The organism is Peribacillus sp. NJ4 (assembly GCF_030348345.1).
Lineage (GTDB): Bacteria > Bacillota > Bacilli > Bacillales > DSM-1321 > Peribacillus.
Window position 1 is genome coordinate 4,997,428 of the sequence record NZ_JAUCFQ010000001.1, and the last position, 20,738, is coordinate 5,018,165.

At 42.4% G+C, this 20,738-nt stretch carries 19 protein-coding genes and 1 riboswitch; of the genes, 1 reads left to right on the top strand and 18 read right to left on the bottom strand.

The genetic code is table 11. The annotated features are described in order from the left end of the window. Positions 1–31 precede the first annotated feature (31 nt). The 5 genes from pcrA to QUF94_RS24985 form a co-directional block, all read right to left on the bottom strand. A complete protein-coding gene (pcrA, locus tag QUF94_RS24965) occupies positions 32–2,278 on the bottom strand; it encodes a DNA helicase PcrA (protein ID WP_289318229.1) in 2,247 nt (748 codons plus the stop codon). Between the two features lie 61 nt (positions 2,279–2,339). After that, positions 2,340–3,023 carry a heptaprenylglyceryl phosphate synthase gene (gene pcrB / locus QUF94_RS24970; RefSeq protein ID WP_289318230.1) on the bottom strand — a complete coding sequence of 228 codons (684 nt, stop codon included), beginning with the start codon at positions 3,021–3,023 and terminating at the stop codon, positions 2,340–2,342. 231 nt (positions 3,024–3,254) lie between these two features. Continuing rightward, the gene (locus QUF94_RS24975; protein WP_034306094.1) at positions 3,255–3,569 is read right to left on the bottom strand and encodes a YerC/YecD family TrpR-related protein; all 315 of its coding nucleotides are present in this window, start codon (positions 3,567–3,569) and stop codon (positions 3,255–3,257) included. A 26-nt stretch (positions 3,570–3,595) separates the two neighbouring features. After that, entirely contained in the window at positions 3,596–4,633 is a 1,038-nt protein-coding gene (locus QUF94_RS24980) for a DUF3048 domain-containing protein (RefSeq protein WP_289318231.1), read from the bottom strand. A gap of 43 nt (positions 4,634–4,676) precedes the next feature. Next, a complete protein-coding gene (locus QUF94_RS24985) occupies positions 4,677–6,422 on the bottom strand; it encodes an adenine deaminase C-terminal domain-containing protein (protein WP_289318232.1) in 1,746 nt (581 codons plus the stop codon). A gap of 146 nt (positions 6,423–6,568) precedes the next feature. Here QUF94_RS24985 and QUF94_RS24990 point away from each other — a divergent pair, with 146 nt between their 5' ends. Next, complete coding sequence (locus tag QUF94_RS24990) at positions 6,569–6,835, top strand: YgaP-like transmembrane domain (RefSeq protein ID WP_289318233.1); 267 nt, start codon at positions 6,569–6,571, stop codon at positions 6,833–6,835. A gap of 49 nt (positions 6,836–6,884) precedes the next feature. Here QUF94_RS24990 and purD read toward each other — a convergent pair whose 3' ends face one another. From purD to QUF94_RS25055, 13 genes are all read right to left on the bottom strand, one after another. Next, on the bottom strand, positions 6,885–8,159 hold the full coding sequence (gene purD / locus QUF94_RS24995) for a phosphoribosylamine--glycine ligase (RefSeq protein WP_289318234.1): 1,275 nt from the start codon (positions 8,157–8,159) through the stop codon (positions 6,885–6,887). Positions 8,160–8,177: 18 nt separating this feature from the next. Next, complete coding sequence (gene purH, locus QUF94_RS25000; protein WP_289318235.1) at positions 8,178–9,713, bottom strand: bifunctional phosphoribosylaminoimidazolecarboxamide formyltransferase/IMP cyclohydrolase; 1,536 nt, start codon at positions 9,711–9,713, stop codon at positions 8,178–8,180. A gap of 18 nt (positions 9,714–9,731) precedes the next feature. Then, entirely contained in the window at positions 9,732–10,307 is a 576-nt protein-coding gene (gene purN, locus QUF94_RS25005) for a phosphoribosylglycinamide formyltransferase (protein ID WP_289318236.1), read from the bottom strand. Further along, entirely contained in the window at positions 10,307–11,332 is a 1,026-nt protein-coding gene (gene purM / locus QUF94_RS25010) for a phosphoribosylformylglycinamidine cyclo-ligase (RefSeq protein WP_289318237.1), read from the bottom strand. Before purM ends, purN begins: the two co-directional genes overlap by 1 nt. A gap of 42 nt (positions 11,333–11,374) precedes the next feature. Then, positions 11,375–12,790: an amidophosphoribosyltransferase gene (gene purF, locus QUF94_RS25015; protein WP_289318238.1), complete on the bottom strand. Its 1,416-nt coding sequence runs from the start codon at positions 12,788–12,790 to the stop codon at positions 11,375–11,377. After that, entirely contained in the window at positions 12,775–14,997 is a 2,223-nt protein-coding gene (gene purL / locus QUF94_RS25020) for a phosphoribosylformylglycinamidine synthase subunit PurL (protein WP_289318239.1), read from the bottom strand. Before purL ends, purF begins: the two co-directional genes overlap by 16 nt. Beyond that, complete coding sequence (purQ, locus tag QUF94_RS25025) at positions 14,981–15,667, bottom strand: phosphoribosylformylglycinamidine synthase subunit PurQ (RefSeq protein WP_289318240.1); 687 nt, start codon at positions 15,665–15,667, stop codon at positions 14,981–14,983. Before purQ ends, purL begins: the two co-directional genes overlap by 17 nt. Next, entirely contained in the window at positions 15,664–15,918 is a 255-nt protein-coding gene (gene purS / locus QUF94_RS25030; RefSeq protein ID WP_289318241.1) for a phosphoribosylformylglycinamidine synthase subunit PurS, read from the bottom strand. The genes purQ and purS overlap by 4 nt, the downstream gene beginning before the upstream one ends. Beyond that, positions 15,911–16,630 carry a phosphoribosylaminoimidazolesuccinocarboxamide synthase gene (purC, locus tag QUF94_RS25035; protein ID WP_289318242.1) on the bottom strand — a complete coding sequence of 240 codons (720 nt, stop codon included), beginning with the start codon at positions 16,628–16,630 and terminating at the stop codon, positions 15,911–15,913. The genes purS and purC overlap by 8 nt, the downstream gene beginning before the upstream one ends. 103 nt (positions 16,631–16,733) lie before the next feature. Next, positions 16,734–18,026 (bottom strand): adenylosuccinate lyase, encoded by a 1,293-nt coding sequence (gene purB / locus QUF94_RS25040; RefSeq protein ID WP_289318243.1) that lies wholly within the window; start codon positions 18,024–18,026, stop codon positions 16,734–16,736. Beyond that, positions 18,023–19,183 (bottom strand): 5-(carboxyamino)imidazole ribonucleotide synthase, encoded by a 1,161-nt coding sequence (gene purK / locus QUF94_RS25045; protein ID WP_289318244.1) that lies wholly within the window; start codon positions 19,181–19,183, stop codon positions 18,023–18,025. Before purK ends, purB begins: the two co-directional genes overlap by 4 nt. Then, entirely contained in the window at positions 19,167–19,655 is a 489-nt protein-coding gene (gene purE, locus QUF94_RS25050; protein ID WP_289318245.1) for a 5-(carboxyamino)imidazole ribonucleotide mutase, read from the bottom strand. Before purE ends, purK begins: the two co-directional genes overlap by 17 nt. Positions 19,656–19,834: 179 nt before the next feature. Continuing rightward, a riboswitch (purine riboswitch) is annotated at positions 19,835–19,936 on the bottom strand. Between the two features lie 74 nt (positions 19,937–20,010). Beyond that, the gene (locus QUF94_RS25055; protein ID WP_421154376.1) at positions 20,011–20,247 is read right to left on the bottom strand and encodes an NETI motif-containing protein; all 237 of its coding nucleotides are present in this window, start codon (positions 20,245–20,247) and stop codon (positions 20,011–20,013) included. Positions 20,248–20,738 lie beyond the last annotated feature (491 nt).

Here is a 20,738-nt window from a genome sequence, read left to right on the forward strand (position 1 = left end):
TATTCTTTACCAGTAGAAGCATATTAATAGCTTAAGCTTTTTCAACCGGTGCAAATTTCGCCAGTAGGCGCTTGATGCCGATTGGACTTGGAAAAGCAATATCCAATTCCTTCCCTTCGCCTTCCCCTTTTACGCTCACCACGGTTCCTATCCCCCATTTTTTATGGGATGCACGGTCACCGACAGCCCAGCCAATCTCTTCACCGCCCGTTGCGGATGGTGCAGAAACAGCTCTTCCAAAGGCAGGAACTTTTCTTGTGGAAGCTGTTGAAGGAGATCCAGTTCTCGAAGAACTGAAAGGTGTTTGCCTAGCTCTAGGAGCCGGTTTCGGTTTTAGATCTTCAAGAAGCTCCTCTGGTATTTCACTGATGAACCGTGAAACTGGGTTCATACTCGTCCGTCCATACAATGTCCGCATTTGGGCATTGCTTATGAATAGCTCATTTTCAGCCCTTGTAATTCCCACATAAGCCAGACGGCGTTCTTCTTCCATCTCCTCTTCATCCATGAGCGAGCGGCTGTGAGGGAAAACCCCTTCTTCAAGGCCCAATAAAAAGACCACCGGATATTCCAGTCCCTTCGCGGAATGCAGCGTCATCAACGTTACCGTATTTGTAGCTTCTTCGGAATTCTCATCAAGTTGGTCTATATCGGCAACCAACGCCAGGTCAGTTAAAAAACCAACCAATGACTTGTCCTCGCTGTTACTTTCGAATGCCTTCGTTACAGATAAAAACTCATCTATATTTTCAAGCCTGCTTTGTGATTCAATCGTTTTTTCTGCCTGCAGCATCTCACGGTAACCGGTTTTCTTAATGACTTCCTCCACCAGTTCCGTCACGGATAGGTACTCCTGCTGATTTGTATAGTTAGTGATCAGCGTATGGAATTCCCTTGCCGCTTTGGTAGCCTTACCGCTTATCCCTACCATTTCCACGGATTCAAGTGCTTTATAAATGGAAACATCATATTGATCTGCATAATCTGCCACTTTGTCCATTGAAGTTGCGCCAATTCCGCGTTTTGGTACATTGATTACACGGCGAAGGCTGATGTCATCATCAGGATTCGCAATAAGGCGCAGATAGGCAAGTAAATCCTTAATCTCTTTACGGTCATAGAACTTAGTGCCCCCGACTATTGCGTAGTTTATATTGGATTTAAGCAGAACTTCCTCCATGACACGTGATTGTGCATTTGTTCTATACAGAATTGCTATATCGGAATATTTCCTGCTGCCGGCCTGAGCTAACTCATTTATCTTTCCGGCTACAAATTGCGCTTCCCCTTGTTCATTGTCTGCACGGTAATAGAATATCTTATTACCATCTGCATTCTCGGTCCAAAGATTTTTCGGCTTTCGGTTTTGATTGTTATCGATGACCTTATTCGCCGCTTCTAGAATCTTTTTCGTCGAGCGGTAATTCTGTTCAAGGAAAATCATGTTGGCATTCGGGTAATCTTTTTCAAATGAAAGGATATTCGCAATATCCGCACCGCGCCAGCGATAGATCGATTGATCGGAATCCCCGACAACACAAAGATTACGGAAGCGTGAAGCCAGTAGTTTAACAAGCATATATTGAGCCCTGTTCGTATCTTGGTACTCATCGACATGAATGTATTGAAATTTGCGCTGGTAGTATTCAAGCACTTCCGGTACCAGTTGGAACAATTGAATCGTCATCATGATCAAATCATCGAAATCGAGCGCTGAATTTTTCCGTAACCGCTTTTGGTATTCCGTATAAACATCGGCAGTTACTTTAGTGAAGTAATCAGACGCCGTCTTCAGGTACTCTTCCGGCCCGACCAATTCATTTTTAGCTGAACTGATGCTACCCAAAATGGCACGGTAATCATATTTCTTCGTATCCATATTGCGATCTTTCATAATTTGTTTAATGACCGATTGCTGATCAGTCGTATCCAATATCGAGAAGTTCCTATTAAAACCGATACGATCGATATCCCTTCGTAAAATGCGGACACACATCGAGTGGAAAGTCGAAATCCAGATATCTTCGGACGCACCGCCAAGTATGGCACGGATCCTCTCCTTCATTTCACGTGCAGCTTTGTTGGTGAACGTGATTGCAAGGATATTCCAAGGTGCTATTTCCTTCTCGACCATCAAGTAAGCTATTCGGTGAGTCAGCACACGCGTCTTTCCACTTCCTGCCCCAGCCATGATTAAAAGTGGACCATCAGTTGATTTAACTGCTTTTTGTTGCTGTTCATTCAAACCTATTAGTAATTTTTCCGCTAAATATTGCATTATCACACCACCTATACGAACATTCGTTTCTGTTTTAGTATACTATATTTATTCCAAGTTTTCATTTAACTGCCGTAACTGTTGCTAGTGCCACTTTCAAATCTTCATAAATTACATTTCCGACAACGATAACATCCGCAATCTTAGACATCTCTTTGGCCTGTTCAACCGATTTAATCCCACCGCCATAGAATAATACTGTATTCTCCAGACTCTCTTTGGCCGCTTCCACCATCTGAACATCGCCATAATCACCGCTGTATTCCAGATAAAAAATCGGCAGGTTGAACATCTTTTCCGCCATCATCGCGTATGCTCCCACATCATCCATATCCAAATCGGTATTGGCTTTCGTCAATTGGGCCGCCTTGCACTCAGGATTCAGGATACAGTACCCTTCAACGAAAATTTCATCCCAATTCAAAAGGTATCCGTATTCTTTGACTGCTTGCTGATGCAGTTTCATCATCCAATCCGGGTTGGTGCTATTCAGGACACTCGGAATGAAATATAAATCAAACCCTGGCGTCACCGTTTCAACTGAAGAAATCTCCATTACACATGGGACGGTATATCGTCTGACCCGTGCCATTAAATGAAGCACATTCTCAAGCGTGATTCCATCCGTTCCCCCGACCATGATTGCATCAGTACCCGATTCACAGACTTTTTCAAGGGCTTCATCACTTATTTCTTTATTTGGATCGAGTTTGAAAACATGTTTCCACTCGCGAAAATCGTACATATTAATCCTCCATTCACACTTCCCATTAACCATTATAGCATTAAGATTTTTCATTAAAAATGAGAAGTATTGATAAAATGTTTACCAAATGGAACCCCCTGAATCTAAAATCCAATATAACATGGATATGGCTGAAAGACAGCCGACAAAGAAAGCGCTAAACTCAAAATAAAAAGCCGGGAAATGAATTCCTCGGCTTTTTCTAATTCACCATATAAAAAATCTAAAGCATTAAGATTCAGTTGTTTCCTCAACGTTATCCTTAATCCGGTTAAGAGCCATTGAATAAGCGTCATTTCCGTAATTCAAGCAGCGTTTCACCCTGGAAATCGTAGCCGTACTTGCACCCGTTTCCGTTTCGATTTTATGATAGGTCTTACCTTCTTCAAGCATCCGGGCTACTTCAAGACGCTGTGCTAATGATGAAATTTCATTAACTGTGCATAAATCATCAAAAAATCGATAGCATTCGTCCAAATCACGCAAGGAAAGGATCGACTTAAACAGCTGATCCGTTTCTTTTCCCCTTAACTTATCAATTTGCATGTTACTCCCCCTCAATTTCATGGGTATCAAAATGTGACGTCTCCTACTAAACCAGGTTCATTCGGAATAATATTGACCCAAGTTTTCCCTGGAATCAACCCTACTTCTTTATCGTTTTTCACTGGTGTAATCCGACCATCCTTATTAACCCATTCTACTTCATTCGCTTTTCCTTTTTGAAGTAAATAACCTTTCCCACCACTTTTCAAGTCGATTGTACGACGTCCTTTTTCGTCAATCACTTGATGAGTGGCCTCAATGATCAATATATTATCCAGTAAAATCGGTTTATTCGATTTATGTTCGACTGTTTGCTCACCATTCGAATAACGTTTATATTTCTCTTCCGTGGCTTCGTATTCATACTTTACATCATACTCGTCTGATCCGTAGGATATCTCGGTTTTCACTGCCGGTTCCCCTTGAAGGCCAGCCGCCTCTTCCTTTGTAAGGAAAGCATAAGGCTCCGGTGCACCATTCATCTCAAAGCCCTTATCCTTCGCGCCTTTTTGGATATCCTCAAAAGAGATGTAGGAATTATGCGGTGCTTTTCGATCTGCCGAACGTTGAAACAAAGTACCATCATAATATAATCCGTTCAAGTTATCAATATACCCTTTGTCCAGCATGGTCTTTGCCTCGGGGCTATACCCATGACACACATAGATGCAATCCATGCCTTTAGCCAATTCGATATAATAGTCCCTTGCACTCCGAATCGGACCGATTTGGCTTGGCATTTCACTTTGGAAGATAGCTAAAAATCTGGTTATGTCACCTTCTGCGAGCATTTCATAGACGATATCGGCTTCTGAGAGGCCCGATTGCGGGCGTGCTTTTGGATGATTATTAATCATCACTGCTACAGCCCTTTGCTCACTGACTTCTTCGGTGGCTATACCTGTAAGTGGAAACTCATTGGAAGGTTCATTTTTCACATCTGTATTTTTGATGACAGCCTGATCTTTCGGTTTACTGTCATCCGATGCAGGATCTTCTTTCGTCGAACAGCCTGCCAGCAGTAAAATAGAAATAACGATGAAAAGAATTCTCTTAAAATTCATCTTTCCACTCCTCTGATTTATTAGCCATTTCTTCTCTTATATTTTAACGCATTATAGTGGGAAAGAGTATAGTTTTATTCATAACATCATACACTCCCCGCTGGGTCAGCCTTATATATGGCAGATGGGTTGTCGAAAAGAATGAAAGGGTATACACAGGATCGGCGAAGCGATAACCTCTGTCACGCAGCAAATTTTTCAATTCATTTTCCTCTTCTATCAGTTCAGGAACCTCCTTGGTGGACATGACCCCCTTTAATTTCAGAGGAAGTTCATGGATCACCTTTCCGTGTTCCGTTAAAATGATTCCACCGCCAATCTCCTTCAGCCGGTTAAATGCCAAATGCATATCCTGTTTCCTTTTACCAATCAGTATGATATCACCGGTATTCGTATAAGAGCCGGCAAAGCCACACAACTTATCCGCAAACCCTTTTAATATCGTATTGATGCGCCATTTACCTTCCCGATCGATAAGCATGAAAAAGCATTCATCATCCTCAAAGTTCAGCTCTTCATGCCCAACATCATTGGAAAGGGAGTAAGGTTTAGTAATTACATTATTGACCAATTCAATTCCAAACGGCATGGAAAATTCAAAATCTTCCTTTAAACTAAGATCCCAGTCAAGATCAAGTGGTTTAAAATCGAAATCACTCCATTCGATTTCCTGTGAATCGGGTATGATTTCACCATCCCTTTTCACCCATTTCCCTTTTGCCATTACCGACACCGGTAAGGGTTCCTTTACATCGGTCAGGAAGTTAATGTTCGCTACCCTTCCAGTGGCAATATTGCCATGAAGGTATTCAATATTATAATAGCGTGCGATGTTTATAGTTGCCATATTGTAAGCATCGATGACCGGAACGCCATGCTCTATCGCTATTTTGATCAAGCAGTCTATGAAACCACCTTCATAAAAGGACGGCGGCGAACCATCTGTCGTATAAAAGAATTTGTCATAATGATCGATGCCCAGTTCATGGATTTCCTGTATCATCTTTGGAAGATCCGGCCGGATCGAAGAATGTCTTAGCGAGACATAATAGCCCTGTAACAAGCGCGACATGACTTCATCACCTGTCATTGCCTCATGATCACAATCGGCGCCGAACAGTGTCATTTTTGCTAAAGTCTTCTCTGAAGCACCTGGAAAGTGTCCTTCAATTTTCTTCCTCATTCGCTTTGCTTCCTGAATCCAGTGCAGCATCATGTCATCCCCATCGAGAAGCTTCGGCCATCCAGTTAGTTCCCCACCCTGTAATACGGCATCATGCTCCAGCCAGGATTTTACGGCCCCATGCGAAAATACCATATCTTCATCAATCAACTCCGTTTGTCCGTCAAAACGGCTCCACCAATACATTGTTACAGGAATGTTACGTAATTCTTTCAAAAGAGAAAACGCTTTCTTTTTATCTAACTGCAATAGAAACGGCAAGTTATCATTGATCAATGTCGTTGTGCCAAAATGAGATGCATAACGTGAAAAAGAAAGGGGATTATATAATTGAGAAGGATGTGAATGCGGCTCAATATAACCCGGGACTAAGTACTGGTTTGTGCAGTCAACCATTTCACAGCGGTCTATATTATCAGGAAGCTTTTCGCCAACATATACGATGCGATCATCATATATCCATATATTCGCTTTCACCCATTTTCGTAAAGCCTGATTTAAATATGTCGTATTTTTAAGCAGAATGTGTGGTGCCCTATTGCCATCCAGCACATCTATATGTTCTCTTAGATGTTTATTTTTCCATCTATAGCGCTGTTCAAGCATAAACATTCCCCCATAATTTTATAGAAACAGATGTATGAAAAAAACCATTTTCAATCCAATTTTATTTCATAGTAACATACTTGCCTCATTAGAACAGTAATGTTATCCAGAATATTGTTAAATTTTTGTGAAGGGATGGACTTAATATGAATTTTAAACAAAATATCAGTATAATAAATGCCTTAATGCGAATTACCTGTGGTTTTACCTTTCTAACATGGGCAACGGCTAAAATGGTAAAAAAACCCTGGAAAAATCAATCTTATATAATAGTGGTCATGCTTTCTGCCATGAAAATTGGCGAAGGCATTCTCCGCTATTGTCCTGTCGTCGATGCAATGGAAAACGGGCAAAGCTTTATGAAAAACGAATCAAAACAGGAAAATGAATCCAGACAATCTGATTCATATTAAGTTTTTTCTAAAGAAGAAGCTGACTCCGCTTAGAGTCAGCTTCTTTATATTATGATGAAAAATTGTATTTTATTGCACGGTATCCAATATCCGTTCGCCAGAATAAGCCATCTTTCTCAATATGCCCTAACTCTTTATATACTTCAGCTTGGGCAGAGGCCAAATCTTTCCCTTTTGCAGCAACCAGAAGTACACGTCCGCCATTCGAGATGAAATTCCCCTCACTATTGAGAGCCGTTCCAGCGTGATAAACATGGGCATCCGGATCAATCTTTTCCAAGCCTTTAATGATGGAACCCTTTTTATAATCCCCTGGATATCCATCAGCTGCGACGACCACTCCAAGAACGGCTTCTTCATGCCACTCAAGTTGTAAATCCTCTCCAGAAAGAACCGCTTCAAGCGTATCTACGAAATCTGTTTTCAGGCGTGGTAAAACAACTTGCGTTTCCGGATCGCCAAAACGTGCATTGAACTCAATTACTTTCGTACCTTTTTCAGTAGCGATCAACCCGGCATATAATATCCCTGTAAAACGCCGATTTTCCGAAATCATCGCATTTACTGTAGGCTGAAGAATTGTTTCGACTGCGGTCTGAATCATTTCATCGGAAATTTGCGGTACCGGTGAATATGCACCCATTCCACCTGTGTTCGGGCCCTGATCTCCATCAAAAACTCGCTTGTGATCTTGAGCTATGACCATCGGATACACTTTTTCCCCATTCACGAATGCCATCAATGAAAATTCCTCGCCATCGAGAAATTCCTCAATAACGACTTTGGCAGAAGCTTCGCCGAACTTTGCTCCGACTAGCATGTCATGGATGGCATCTAACGCCTCTTCCATCGTCATCGCAACTACGACACCTTTTCCTGCAGCCAATCCATCCGCTTTTATGACGATGGGGGCACCCATTTTTTCAATATATGCCTTTGCTGAATCATAATCAGAAAATGTTTCGTATTCCGCTGTCGGAATGCTGTAGTTCTTCATTAAATCTTTAGCAAAGGATTTACTTCCCTCAATGACTGCAGCACGGCCATTAGGGCCAAACACCTGTAAGCCTGCCTCCGTAAAGTCATCAGCAAGTCCATTCAACAATGGGGTTTCGGGCCCAATCACCGTTAATGAAACTGCATTCTTCTTGGCAAAGGCAACCAATTCCTCATGATTGTTTTCATCAATTGGAACAAGAGTCGCAACATCGATCATTCCTGGATTTCCCGGTGCTGCAAAAACTGTCCCCACCCGTTTACTTTCAAATAGTTTGCGGGCAATGGCATGCTCCCTGCCGCCCCGGCCAATTACTAGTACATTCATTATCGCACCTCATTTTGATTAATGTTTAAAGTGACGAATTCCTGTAAATACCATGGCAATTCCATATTCATCAGCTTTCTTGATTGAATCCTGATCTTTTACAGATCCACCAGGCTGAATGATTGCCGTGACGCCCGCTTTCGCTGCCGCTTCTACGGTATCATCCATTGGGAAGAAGGCATCTGATGCCAACGCACTTCCTGTCGCTCTTTCCCCAGCTTGTTCCAGAGCAATTTTTGCAGCTCCCACACGGTTCATCTGCCCCGCGCCAACACCTAATGTCATTTGACCGTTACTTACCACTATTGCATTCGACTTAACATGCTTCACGATTTTCCAGCCAAGTTCCAAGGCTTTCCACTCTTCAGGAGTAGGCTCACGTTTCGTTGCCACTTTTACCTCTGCATCCTTTAAGCTATGTGCATCCCGATCTTGAATAAGTAATCCGCCTTCAATGGAAGTCAATTTACGTTCAGGTTTTTTAACCGCGTCGAAATCGATCGTTAATAAACGAAGGTTTTTCTTGCTTGTTAATACTTCCACTGCCTCATCCGTAAACCCAGGAGCAATGATGATTTCAAGGAAAATTTCATGAAGCCTTTCCGCAGTCGCCTTATCAACTTCACGGTTCAAAGCAATGATTCCGCCAAAAATGGAAGTGGCATCTGCCTCATAAGCTTTTTCATATGCTTCTAAAATGGTCACCCCGACACCGACGCCGCAAGGATTCATATGTTTGACAGCTACAGCAGCCGGCTCATTGAATTCTTTAACGATTTGAAGTGCTGCATCAGCGTCATTAATGTTGTTGTATGAAAGTTCTTTTCCATGTAATTGCTTCGCTTCAGCAATTGAGAAGACGGAACCAAGCGGTTTTTTATAGAATGCTGCTTTTTGATGTGGATTTTCCCCATAACGAAGCGACTGTTTCAATTCATAGGTAACAGTCAATGATTCAGGGTTTTCTTCATCGGCAAGCTCTGTCATATACTCCGAAATAACAGCATCATATGCTGCTGTATGGCGGAAGACTTTTGCAGCCAGGCGGCGATTCGTGGTTTTAGATACTCCGCCGTTTTGTTTCAGCTCAGCCAATACGGTAGGATAATCTTCGGAATCAACGATAACAGTTACATATGCGTGGTTTTTAGCAGAAGAACGAAGCATAGTCGGTCCACCGATATCGATGTTTTCAATAGCATCTTCCACAGTGACTTCCGGTTTGGAAATAGTGGCTTGGAAAGGATATAGGTTTACACAGACAAGTTGAATGGGTTCAATATTATGCTCTGCAAGCTGTGCTGCGTGATCCTTGTCATCATGTTTTGCCAACACTGCTCCATGGACATTTGGGTGAAGCGTTTTAACACGTCCATCCAATATTTCCGGGAAACCGGTGACATCACTGATTCCAATTACATCAACGCCATTATCCTGCAGCGTTTTTTTGGTACCGCCTGTAGAAATAATTTCAAAACCTGCCTCAATTAAACCTTGAGCAAATTCTACGATCCCTGTTTTATCCGATACACTGATTAAAGCACGTTTCTTCATGTTATGTTGGTCCCTCCATTAAGTAAGTTTCTTGTGGCATAGCTCCTGCAAAACTGACGGATACATGTCATGCTCCATTTCCTGAATCCTTTTTTGAAGGATGTCTTTCGTATCCCCCTCAAGAATTGGCACTGCCTTTTGGGCAATGATCGGTCCTGTGTCCATTCCATCATCAACAAAATGAATCGTTACCCCCGTTACCTTCACTCCGGCATCAAAAGCCTGGCCAATTGCATCCTTGCCTGGAAAACTAGGCAAAAGTGAAGGGTGGATGTTCACAATCCTCTGTGAAAACTTTTGTAATAATGTCGGACCAATCAAACGCATATAACCAGCCAGAATGATAAATTCTATCTCGTGCTGGCGCAGTTTCTCCAGGATTTCCGATTCATACTCAGTCTTGTTAGAGTAATTCTTAGCTGAAAAGGAGAAAGACTCAATATTCTCAAGATTAGCTCTCTCAAGCACATATGCGTCTTCACGATCGCAAACGACAAGACAGATTTCCGCCTCCAACTTTCCACTTTTTATTGCGTCAGCAATCGATTGGAAATTACTACCGTTACCTGATGCAAAGACAGCAAGGCGCTTCATTATTTAAACGACACTCCATTTCCATCCACAATCGTTCCAATAACCGATGCTTCTTCACCGCAAGACCGTAGATGGGATAGTACATCGGATGCCACTTCTTTTTTCACGACAGCAGTCATTCCAATACCCATATTGAAAATATTGAACATTTCCTCTTTTACAAGGTTCCCTTTTTCTTCAAGGAATGAGAATATAGATGGAATTTCCCAGCTTCCAAGCTCGATCTCAACACCGCATCCTTCAGGTAGAATACGCGGTATATTTTCGATGAACCCGCCACCCGTGATATGGGCAAGACCATTAACATCAAATTTTTCCAATGTCGATAAAACGGACTTCACATAGATTTTTGTCGGTTTTAATAATTCCTCGCCCAACTTGCAATCCAATTCCGGTACGAAGTCATGAAGCCCCATACCCGAGTCTTCAAGAAGGATTTTACGAACAAGTGAATATCCATTACTGTGGATGCCGCTCGAAGCAAGTCCAATAACGACATCACCCGCCGAGATTGCCTCACCCGTAATTAGACGGGATTTTTCAACTGCACCTACAGTAAAACCTGCCACATCGTATTCTTCCGTTTCGTACATGCCTGGCATTTCAGCCGTTTCTCCACCGATTAAAGCACAGCCCGCTTGCTCACAGCCATCTGCAATTCCTTTGACGATCATTTCAATTCGTTCTGGATCTGCTTTACCACATGCAATATAATCTAAAAAGTATAAAGGTGCAGCACCTTGAACGACAACATCATTGACGCACATCGCTACACAATCCACTCCAATTGTATCGTGCTTATCCATCATGATTGCCAACAATAGTTTCGTACCCACTCCATCCGTACCTGAAATGAGCACAGGTTCTTTAAGGTTCAAGGAAGATAAATCAAACATGCCCCCGAAACCGCCCAGACCATTCATTACTTCTGGACGAAATGTGCGTTTTACATGTTTTTTCATTCGATTTACCGCTTCATAACCAGCCTCAATATCAACACCAGCCTGCTTATATGCATTAGCCATTTGAAATCCTCCTCCGAAAATCAATCATCATTGCCGACTTGATTAACATTTTGTTTTTTCTCGTTCGTGCTCAAAAATTTCAGTCGGATAATTTCCGGTGAAACAAGCTAGGCATGAACCGCGCGTTTCTCCAGGAAACGGTCGTCCAATTGCTTCGACCATACCTTCGACGCTTAAAAAAGTTAAGGAATCAGCTTCAATGATTTCTCTTATTTCCTCCACCGATTTAGAGCTAGCAATCAGTTCTTCCTTTTTAGACGTGTCTATGCCATAAAAACATGGATTCTTGATCGGTGGTGAGCTGATTACAACATGCACTTCTTTGGCTCCAGCATCTTTTAACATGCGGACAATCCTTCTGCTTGTTGTCCCACGGACGATTGAATCATCAACCATTATGACCCGCTTACCTTCCACGACCCCTCTTACAGGTGAAAGTTTCATCTTCACGCCTTGTTCACGCAGACTCTGTGATGGCTGAATGAACGTCCGTCCAACATACCTATTTTTTATCAAGCCCATTTCATAGGGAATGCCGGCCGCTTCAGCATAGCCTATCGCAGCCGAAATGCTGGAATCGGGTACACCTGTAACTACATCCGCTTCAATTTTGGTTTCCAGTGCCATTTGCTTGCCAAGGTTTTTTCTTGCCGTATGAACATTGATTCCATCAATGTTGCTATCCGGACGGGAGAAATACACATATTCCATCGTGCACATTGCCTGTTGACTGGAAAGCGAGAAGTACTCGGATGTGATTCCCTCATCATTAATGACAACGAGTTCACCCGGCTCAATATCGCGGATGAATTCTGCACCTACAATATCAAGGGCACATGTTTCTGATGCGGCGAAATATGCATCGCCTATTTTCCCCAAGGAAAGTGGACGGAAGCCATGCGGATCCCTTGCCATGATCATTTGGTTTTCTGTCATGATGACAAAGGCGTAAGCTCCCTTCAGCATGCTTAAACTGTTCTTCACGGAATCTCTGACATCCGAGTAGCCGGACCGTTTAATAAGATGGGCCAGAACTTCCGTATCCGATGTCGTTTGAAAAATGCTTCCCTGTCCTTCAAGCTGTGCTTTTAACTGATGGGCGTTGACTATATTCCCATTATGAGCAAGCGCCAGCCCTCCTGTATGTGAATTGAACAAGAAAGGCTGAACATTTTGATACCCGCCGCCGCCTGCCGTTGTATAACGGACATGGCCGATTGCAGCTTTTCCTGAACCGGAAAGTGACTGCATTTTTTCGGCCGTGAATATCTCTGTGACAAGACCTTCACCCTTGGAGATGGACATCTGCTCACCGTCAGTAACGACGATGCCAGCTCCCTCTTGACCACGATGTTGTAAGCTATGCAAACCGTAGTAAGCCAGCTGTGCTGCATCGGGATGTCCCCAGACTCCAACAACACCACACTCTTCGTTTAGGCTTCTTATTTCAGCAAGCATGGTATGGCTCCCTTCCAAGCTGTTTGTAAATCTTCAACGTCCGCTTCCAATACTTTGCTATCACTGTCTGTTGCCACGAATAATTTATTATCTCCCGTTACTGATCCAATGCATTTCGCATCTTCAACTAGCGCTTCGAATGCCGTTTTGTTTTCAGGCTTGATGGATAGTAGGAATCGAGATTGCGTTTCACTGAATAATTCCGATACCGGTTCGCCGGCTACATTCACTTTTGCCCCAAGCTTGCTAGCCCCGAATAAAGATTCAGCTAAAGCCACTGCCAAACCGCCTTCCGAAAGGTCATGGGCTGATGCAACAAGTCCTTTTTGGATTGCAGTGAGGATTTGCTGCTGACGTTTTTGTTCAACGGCCAAATCAAGTTCCGGTGCGCGTCCGAAGATTTTACCTTCGAGCATTTTTTGTAATTCACTGCCTCCAAATTCAACTTTCGCTTCGCCTACCACATAAATCAAATCGGCTTCACTTTTAAACGTTTGTGTAGTGATGTGCTGAAGGTCATTGATAAGACCAACCATCCCAACCACCGGTGTCGGATAAATCGCTTCACCGTTCGTTTCATTGTATAGCGAGACATTTCCACCAATTACAGGAGTGCTTAAGCTTCTGCATGCTTCACTCATACCGTCTGCCGCTTTTTCCAATTGCCAAAATATTTCAGGTTTTTCTGGATTCCCAAAATTCAAGCAATCCGTAATCGCTAAAGGTTCCGCACCCGAGCAAATAATGTTACGGGCTGCTTCAGCGACTGCGATTTTACCTCCCGTTTCCGGATCTAAATAAATAAAGCGGGAGTTGCAATCCGTCGTCATGGCAAGGGCCTTATTTGTGCCCCGGACACGTACCACCGCCGCATCAGATCCAGGTGAGACGACTGTATTCGTACGGACCATGTAATCATATTGGTCGTAGACCCATTCCTTACTCGAAATCGTCGGTTGCTTCAATAGTGATACCAGTGTTTCTTTATAATCTTCAATGACTGGCACTTCAGCCGTCATGCTTTGGAAATCGCGGAAATATTGCGGTTCTGCAGATGGCTTATGATAAATCGGAGCTTCTTCAGCCAATGCATCAACCGGAACCTCTGCAACGATTTCACCTTGATGCGATAATGTTAGATTTTTGTCATCCGTTACTACACCAACGGAAACAGCCTCTAAATCATATTTCGTAAACAAGTCAACGATTTCTTGTTCACGTCCTTTAGTGACAACGATCAGCATCCGTTCTTGTGATTCAGAAAGCATCATTTCATAAGCAGTCATTCCAGTTTCACGCTGCGGTACCAAATCAAGGTTCATTTTAATGCCTGAGCCCGCTTTACTTGCCATCTCGGCAGATGAGCTTGTAAGACCCGCTGCTCCCATATCCTGAATGCCAACAAGGGCATCATTTTGAATCAATTCAAGGCATGCTTCCAAAAGCAGTTTCTCCATGAATGGATCTCCCACTTGGACGGCAGGTCGTTTTTCTTCTGAAGACTCTGACAGCTCTTCAGATGCAAATGTTGCTCCATGAATACCATCGCGTCCTGTTTTGGCTCCCACATACATGACTGTGTTACCTACTCCATGAGCCTGGCCTTTTTTAATGTCTTTATGATCGATCAAGCCGACACACATCGCATTTACCAGAGGGTTCCCTTCATAAGAAGGGTCGAATTGAATTTCGCCTCCGACAGTCGGTATTCCGATACAATTGCCGTATCCAGCAATCCCGGCAACCACTTCTTTAAATAAATATTTAACGCGATCATTGTCTAACTCACCAAAACGAAGCGAATTCAGCATCGCAATCGGACGAGCACCCATGGAAAAGACATCACGGATAATTCCTCCGACACCAGTAGCGGCACCTTGGTAAGGTTCGATAGCAGATGGGTGGTTATGACTTTCAATTTTAAAAACGACAGCCTGATCGTCACCGATATCAACGATACCAGCTCCTTCACCAGGACCTTGAAGAACTTTCTCCCCAGTTATCGGGAATTTTTTTAAGATGGGTTTTGAATTTTTGTAGGAACAATGCTCTGACCACATTACAGAAAACAATCCAGTTTCCGTATAATTAGGCAGTCTGCCTAAGATTTTCTCAACCATTGCAAATTCTTCATCGGACAGTCCCATACTTGCGTACAATCGCTCCGATTTAATTTTTTCCGGACTTGGTTCAAGCTGTAATAACATGTGATTCCCTCCAGTTTTTTACGATGGATTGAAAAATCTTTAAGCCGTCTTTACTGCCAAGCAGTGAATCAACAGCACGTTCGGGATGAGGCATCATACCGAGGACATTTCCTTGTTCATTTGTAATTCCCGCTATTTGTTCCAAGCTTCCGTTTGGATTTTCACCATCATAAGTGAATAAGATGCGGTTATTTCGTTTTAATTCAGCCAATGTTTCATTATCACAGTAATAATTCCCTTCACCATGGGCAACCGGGATCGTAATCGTTTCATTTACTTCATAACCTGTCGTGAACATCGATTGATTATTTGCAACCTTTAATCCTACATTGCGGCAAATGAATTTCAAGCCTTCATTACGGCGCATCGCTCCAGGTAAAAGTCCTGCTTCAAGTAAAATCTGAAAACCATTGCATACACCCAAAACAGGCTTTCCTGCTTGTGCAGCTTTTACAACTTCGGCCATTACATTCGAAAATCGGGCAATCGCTCCAGAGCGTAAATAGTCTCCATAAGAGAAACCTCCAGGAAGGAGAATTCCATCATACTGATCTAGATTGTCTGTGGAATGCCAAACATACTCCACTTCTTCCCCTAGTGCATCCTTGATCGCATGGTACATATCGACATCACAATTGGAACCAGGGAAAACTATGACAGCAAATTTCATTTGGTGATAACCTCCTCAACATCATAACGGTAAGCTTCAATTACCGTATTGGCCAATAGTTTTTCACACATTTCCTTCACAAGTTGATCTAAATCACGATCCGTATCCTTAATTGTAAGTTCAATGTATTTCCCCACTCGAACATCACTGACTTCGTTATAAGTCAAACTATGAAGTGATTGTTGCACTGCTGCTCCCTGTGGATCTAGTACACTTTCGCGTAGTGTGATATATACTTTAACCTTATACATGTTGAGTGCCCTCCAACTTTGCTAGTATTTTTTCGTAAGCATCTGTTAAACTGCCTAAATCACGGCGGAATACATCTTTGTCTAACTTTTCGTTCGTGTTAATATCCCATAATCGGCAGGTATCAGGTGAAATTTCATCTGCCAGCAGAATGTCTCCATTCGGGGTCTTACCGAACTCTAATTTGAAATCAATCAATTTAATGTCCAATTCTTTAAAGAAGGAAGTTAAGACGATACTGATTTCTTGTGCCTTTTCTTTTAAAATGGCTACATCTTCCTTGCTTGCAAGTTCCAATTCTTCAATATGGTCTTCCGTTAACAGAGGATCGCCGAGCTCGTCGTCTTTATAGTAAAACTCAATCAGCGTTTTCTTGAGCGGCTGGCCTTCTTCAATGCCAGTTCTTTTAGAAAAACTGCCGGCAGCCGTATTTCTGACAACGACTTCAAGTGGGATGATAGATACCTTCTTGACTAACTGCTCCCGGTCGGAAAGCATTTCAATAAAATGGGAAGGGATATTTTCTTGGGCAAGCTTTGAAAATAGTAAGCTAGTAATTTGATTATTCAACTTACCTTTTCCGGCAATCTCTGATTTCTTCTCACCATTAAACGCTGTTGCCGAATCCTTGTATTCCACCCATACTATTTCACTGTTGTCCGTTGCAAAAATCTGTTTCGCTTTTCCTTCATACAACAATTCTCGTTTTTCCATCTGTCCAGACCCCCACATTGTGAATATTACGAATCTTCCTGTCATTGATCAGGCTTGGCAAACATATCACCTTTTAGAGGTGCCATGTTTGCCGCCTTCATTTTTATAAACCTAAACGATCAAAGATTACATCAACATTTTTCAGGTGATGTGTAGGATCGAAACAATCATCAAGTTCTTCTTTCGTAAGCAAGCTTGTGATTTTATCATCCTTTTCGATCAGGCTTCTGAATGGAACCTGAAGCTCCCATGCTTCCATCGCCTTCGGCTGAACCGTATCATAAGCTTCTTCACGGACAAGTCCTTTATCGATAAGGGAAAGCAGCACACGTTGGGAGAAAATCAATCCCAGCGTACGGTCCATATTGCGTTTCATGTTTTCTGGATAAACGGTCAAGTTCTTAACTATGTTGCTGAAACGGTTCAGCATGTAGTTTAAAGCGATCGTTGCATCCGGTAAGATGATGCGCTCAGCAGAAGAATGCGAAATGTCACGTTCATGCCATAACGGCACATTCTCAAAAGCTGTCATCATGTAACCGCGGATTACACGAGCCATTCCCGTCATATTTTCAGAACCGATTGGATTCCGTTTATGAGGCATTGCCGAAGAGCCCTTTTGTCCTTTTGCAAAGAATTCTTCCACTTCACGTGTTTCACTTTTTTGCAAGCCGCGAATTTCCACTGCGAACTTTTCAATTGATGTCGCAATTAAAGCCAAAGTGCTCATATAATGTGCGTGACGATCGCGCTGCAATGTTTGTGTTGAAATTGGTGCTGCTTCAAGGCCAAGCTTTTCACAAACGAATTTTTCAACGAACGGGTCGATGTTTGCGTACGTTCCGACAGCTCCAGAGATTTTCCCAACCTCTATGTTCTTTCTGGCTTCATCAAAACGTTCGACATTGCGTTTCATTTCTTGATACCAAAGTGCCAGTTTCAATCCAAAAGTAGTCGGTTCCGCGTGAACTCCATGTGTACGTCCCATTTGTACCGTATATTTATGTTCTTTCGCTTTATTTTTCAGAATCTCAACGAAGTTATTTAAATCCTTGGAAAGGATATCATTCGCTTGCTTAATCACATATGAAAGAGCTGTATCGACAACATCAGTTGAGGTCAATCCGTAATGAACCCATTTCCGTTCTTCACCCAACGTTTCAGATACCGCACGTGTAAAAGCAACAACATCGTGTCGTGTATCTTTTTCGATTTCATTGATACGCTCCACATCGAACGTAGCATTTTCACGAAGAAGCTTCACATCTTCTTTTGGAATGACACCTAGTTCAGACCATGCTTCACAAGCTAAGATTTCAACTTCCAACCACGCATTAAAGCGGTTCTTTTCTGTCCAAATGTTTCCCATCTCTGGGCGGGTATAACGTTCAATCATTTTACTTCCTCCGTTTCAACCTGTTGATTCCATATTTTGCTTCGATCACTTTCCAAAAGAGCTTCCTCAATCGTTGGACGTAAAATATTAACATGACCCATTTTCCGCTTAACCTTGGCTTCTTTCTTACCGTAAAGGTGAACCTTCCAATCTGAAAGCGTCGGAATTTCATCCATTAAGGGTCCGATATGCTCACCAAGGATGTTTATCATTACCACAGGCTTCAATAACGCCGTATTTCCGAGCGGCCAATTGCAGACAGCCCTTATATGCTGTTCGAACTGTGAAGTCTCACATGCTTCCATTGTATAATGCCCTGAGTTATGAGGTCTTGGCGCTAATTCATTAATGATGATCTCATCCTGAGCGGTTAAAAACATCTCTACAGCCAATGTCCCCACTAAATCAAGTTTCTCTGCAAGCTGCAAAGCTTCATTAATAGCCTTCCGTTCAGCTTGTTGACTAATACGGGCGGGAACAATACTTTTATGAAGAATGTTTTCGATATGAATGTTTTCCGCTATCGGAAAATGACTTGCCTCGCCATTTGCCTTACGCGTCACGATGATGGAGATTTCTTTTACGAAAGGAATCCAGGCTTCCAGCACACATATACCTGTTTTGAGCAGGGATTCAGCCTTTTTGATATCGGCTTCTTCCTTAATGACCAACTGCCCTTTTCCATCATAACCGCCCCGCGTCGTTTTTAACACACTAGGGAACCCTAATTTCTCTATATGAAGGTAAATTTCTGAAATATCCTGTATTTCCCGATATGGAGCAACAGTAGCTCCTGCATCAGATATCGCTTTTTTTTCAGTTAGTCTATCCTGTGTCAGCTTTAATAATTCTGAGCCCTGTGGTAGAAAAGCATGTTGCTTTAACCAATCCAGGGCTTCTGAACTGATATTTTCAAACTCATAGGTTATTACGTCACTGACCTTAGCTAACCTTTTCAATGCTTCGATATCATCATAAGCACCAATGATTTCAATATCCGCCACTTGCGCACATGGACCTTCTGCAGTCGGCTCAAGGACCGCTATCTTAAAGCCCGATGCCTTAGCCGATAAGGCCATCATCCTTCCCAATTGCCCACCGCCGATAATTCCAATGGTCTGTCCCGGTAAAATGATTGTATTATTTAAGTTGTTCACTGCTCTGTAACACCTTTTCTCTGGTTTCGTCTCGTAAAGCCACTAACCTATCAGCAATGTCAGAATCGAAAGCTGCTAATATTTGGGCCGCAAACAAACCGGCATTGACTGCGCCCGCTTTTCCGATCGCAACCGTTGCAACCGGTACGCCACCAGGCATTTGAACAATCGATAATAACGAATCCATCCCATTTAATGCCTTCGATTGTATTGGCACGCCTATCACAGGGACAATGGTCTTGGCTGCTGTCATACCTGGAAGATGTGCCGCCCCGCCCGCTCCGGCAATAATCACTTTAATGTCTCTCTCTTTTGCACTCTCTGCATATTCAAATAGTAAATCCGGCGTCCTGTGGGCGGAAACGACTCTTTTTTCATAGGGAATCTCAAGCTGTTCCAATGATTCACAAGCGTATTTCATCGTTTCCCAATCCGAGACACTTCCCATAATAACCCCAACTTGCGGTTTCATATCATCTTTCCCTCCAACACTCATATTAAGGCGTCCCGAGTATCCAGATGGACGCTTATCATTATCTATAACATGTAAAATATAAAAAACCGGACAGGTTGCTTCCTCATCGAGAAAGCAACCTGTCCGGAAAAGAAAGCCCTTTTGAAAAATACAAAAAGACTTGGCTAGTTTCCGAATTAGTCAGATGCTTTTCTCATAGTCCGATGATTTACGGTCATCAGGTAGAAACTTTTGGGCCATATCCCCATGATTATATGAGATGTATTAATGTAACTTCATCTTACCTTCCGGACATTTTAATGTCAAGTTAAAATCGAATATTTTTACATGATATGAATAAATCGTTCGTGTTTTACTCAATTAATTTTGCTTCGAATACAATTTTTCGATCAACTGGCACATATTGGACTTTACCATTCTCGATTCTCTCGGCAAAGATGGGTTCTTCCGTTCGCCTTACAGGAAAGTATCCTGCTGCTTTAATTCGATCTAAACATGCATCGATTGTCTCGCCCTCGATAACTTCAAACTTTTCCTTACTCTTTTTACTCACAATACCGATCCCTTCCATAATTCTATTTGGCTTCATTTCGCTTAGTATCCAACTTACATTATTATCATTAATAAATTCTTCCTAGTATAATGAAAAGAACCAATAAAGACAAGAAATTCATTTTTCAAAAAATCCATTCCAGTATAAAAATCCGTTCTATTGTAAAGGCACCTACCCTCATGAATTTACATACCTTCAATATCCTAACCTTTCTCCCTTTCGAATTACTAAAGCCTGAATCAAGAAATTAACCTCTGCTCCTTGATTGGTACATAATCGTATCTTGCTCTCATGAATTATTTCAATTCACTTGGGCCGTATAAATAAACGGCAGTTTGAATTTGAGGGAATTGACGATAGGACGGATTAATTAGGTTTTGGTCGAATTAGATAGGCTGCGGCTCGAATTATTTCCTTCTAGGTCAAATTAGATAGGAAACAGGTCGAATTGAAGGCAAATTCTTCTCCAATTCGACCTGAAATATGGGAATTTCTTAAAAAACGATTTCCATTCAAATCATTGAGAC

Excerpts from the sequence above, each read along its gene's own strand:
- pcrA (WP_289318229.1), bottom strand. The coding sequence starts at position 2,278 with ATGCAATATTTAGCGGAAAAATTACTAATAGGTTTGAATGAACAGCAA.
- pcrB (WP_289318230.1), bottom strand. The coding sequence starts at position 3,023 with ATGTACGATTTTCGCGAGTGGAAACATGTTTTCAAACTCGATCCAAAT.
- QUF94_RS24975 (WP_034306094.1), bottom strand. The coding sequence starts at position 3,569 with ATGCAAATTGATAAGTTAAGGGGAAAAGAAACGGATCAGCTGTTTAAG.
- QUF94_RS24980 (WP_289318231.1), bottom strand. The coding sequence starts at position 4,633 with ATGAATTTTAAGAGAATTCTTTTCATCGTTATTTCTATTTTACTGCTG.
- QUF94_RS24985 (WP_289318232.1), bottom strand. The coding sequence starts at position 6,422 with ATGCTTGAACAGCGCTATAGATGGAAAAATAAACATCTAAGAGAACAT.
- QUF94_RS24990 (WP_289318233.1), top strand. The coding sequence starts at position 6,569 with ATGAATTTTAAACAAAATATCAGTATAATAAATGCCTTAATGCGAATT.
- purD (WP_289318234.1), bottom strand. The coding sequence starts at position 8,159 with ATGAATGTACTAGTAATTGGCCGGGGCGGCAGGGAGCATGCCATTGCC.
- purH (WP_289318235.1), bottom strand. The coding sequence starts at position 9,713 with ATGAAGAAACGTGCTTTAATCAGTGTATCGGATAAAACAGGGATCGTA.
- purN (WP_289318236.1), bottom strand. The coding sequence starts at position 10,307 with ATGAAGCGCCTTGCTGTCTTTGCATCAGGTAACGGTAGTAATTTCCAA.
- purM (WP_289318237.1), bottom strand. The coding sequence starts at position 11,332 with ATGGCTAATGCATATAAGCAGGCTGGTGTTGATATTGAGGCTGGTTAT.
- purF (WP_289318238.1), bottom strand. The coding sequence starts at position 12,790 with ATGCTTGCTGAAATAAGAAGCCTAAACGAAGAGTGTGGTGTTGTTGGA.
- purL (WP_289318239.1), bottom strand. The coding sequence starts at position 14,997 with ATGTTATTACAGCTTGAACCAAGTCCGGAAAAAATTAAATCGGAGCGA.
- purQ (WP_289318240.1), bottom strand. The coding sequence starts at position 15,667 with ATGAAATTTGCTGTCATAGTTTTCCCTGGTTCCAATTGTGATGTCGAT.
- purS (WP_289318241.1), bottom strand. The coding sequence starts at position 15,918 with ATGTATAAGGTTAAAGTATATATCACACTACGCGAAAGTGTACTAGAT.
- purC (WP_289318242.1), bottom strand. The coding sequence starts at position 16,630 with ATGGAAAAACGAGAATTGTTGTATGAAGGAAAAGCGAAACAGATTTTT.
- purB (WP_289318243.1), bottom strand. The coding sequence starts at position 18,026 with ATGATTGAACGTTATACCCGCCCAGAGATGGGAAACATTTGGACAGAA.
- purE (WP_289318245.1), bottom strand. The coding sequence starts at position 19,655 with ATGAAACCGCAAGTTGGGGTTATTATGGGAAGTGTCTCGGATTGGGAA.
- QUF94_RS25055 (WP_421154376.1), bottom strand. The coding sequence starts at position 20,247 with ATGAAGCCAAATAGAATTATGGAAGGGATCGGTATTGTGAGTAAAAAG.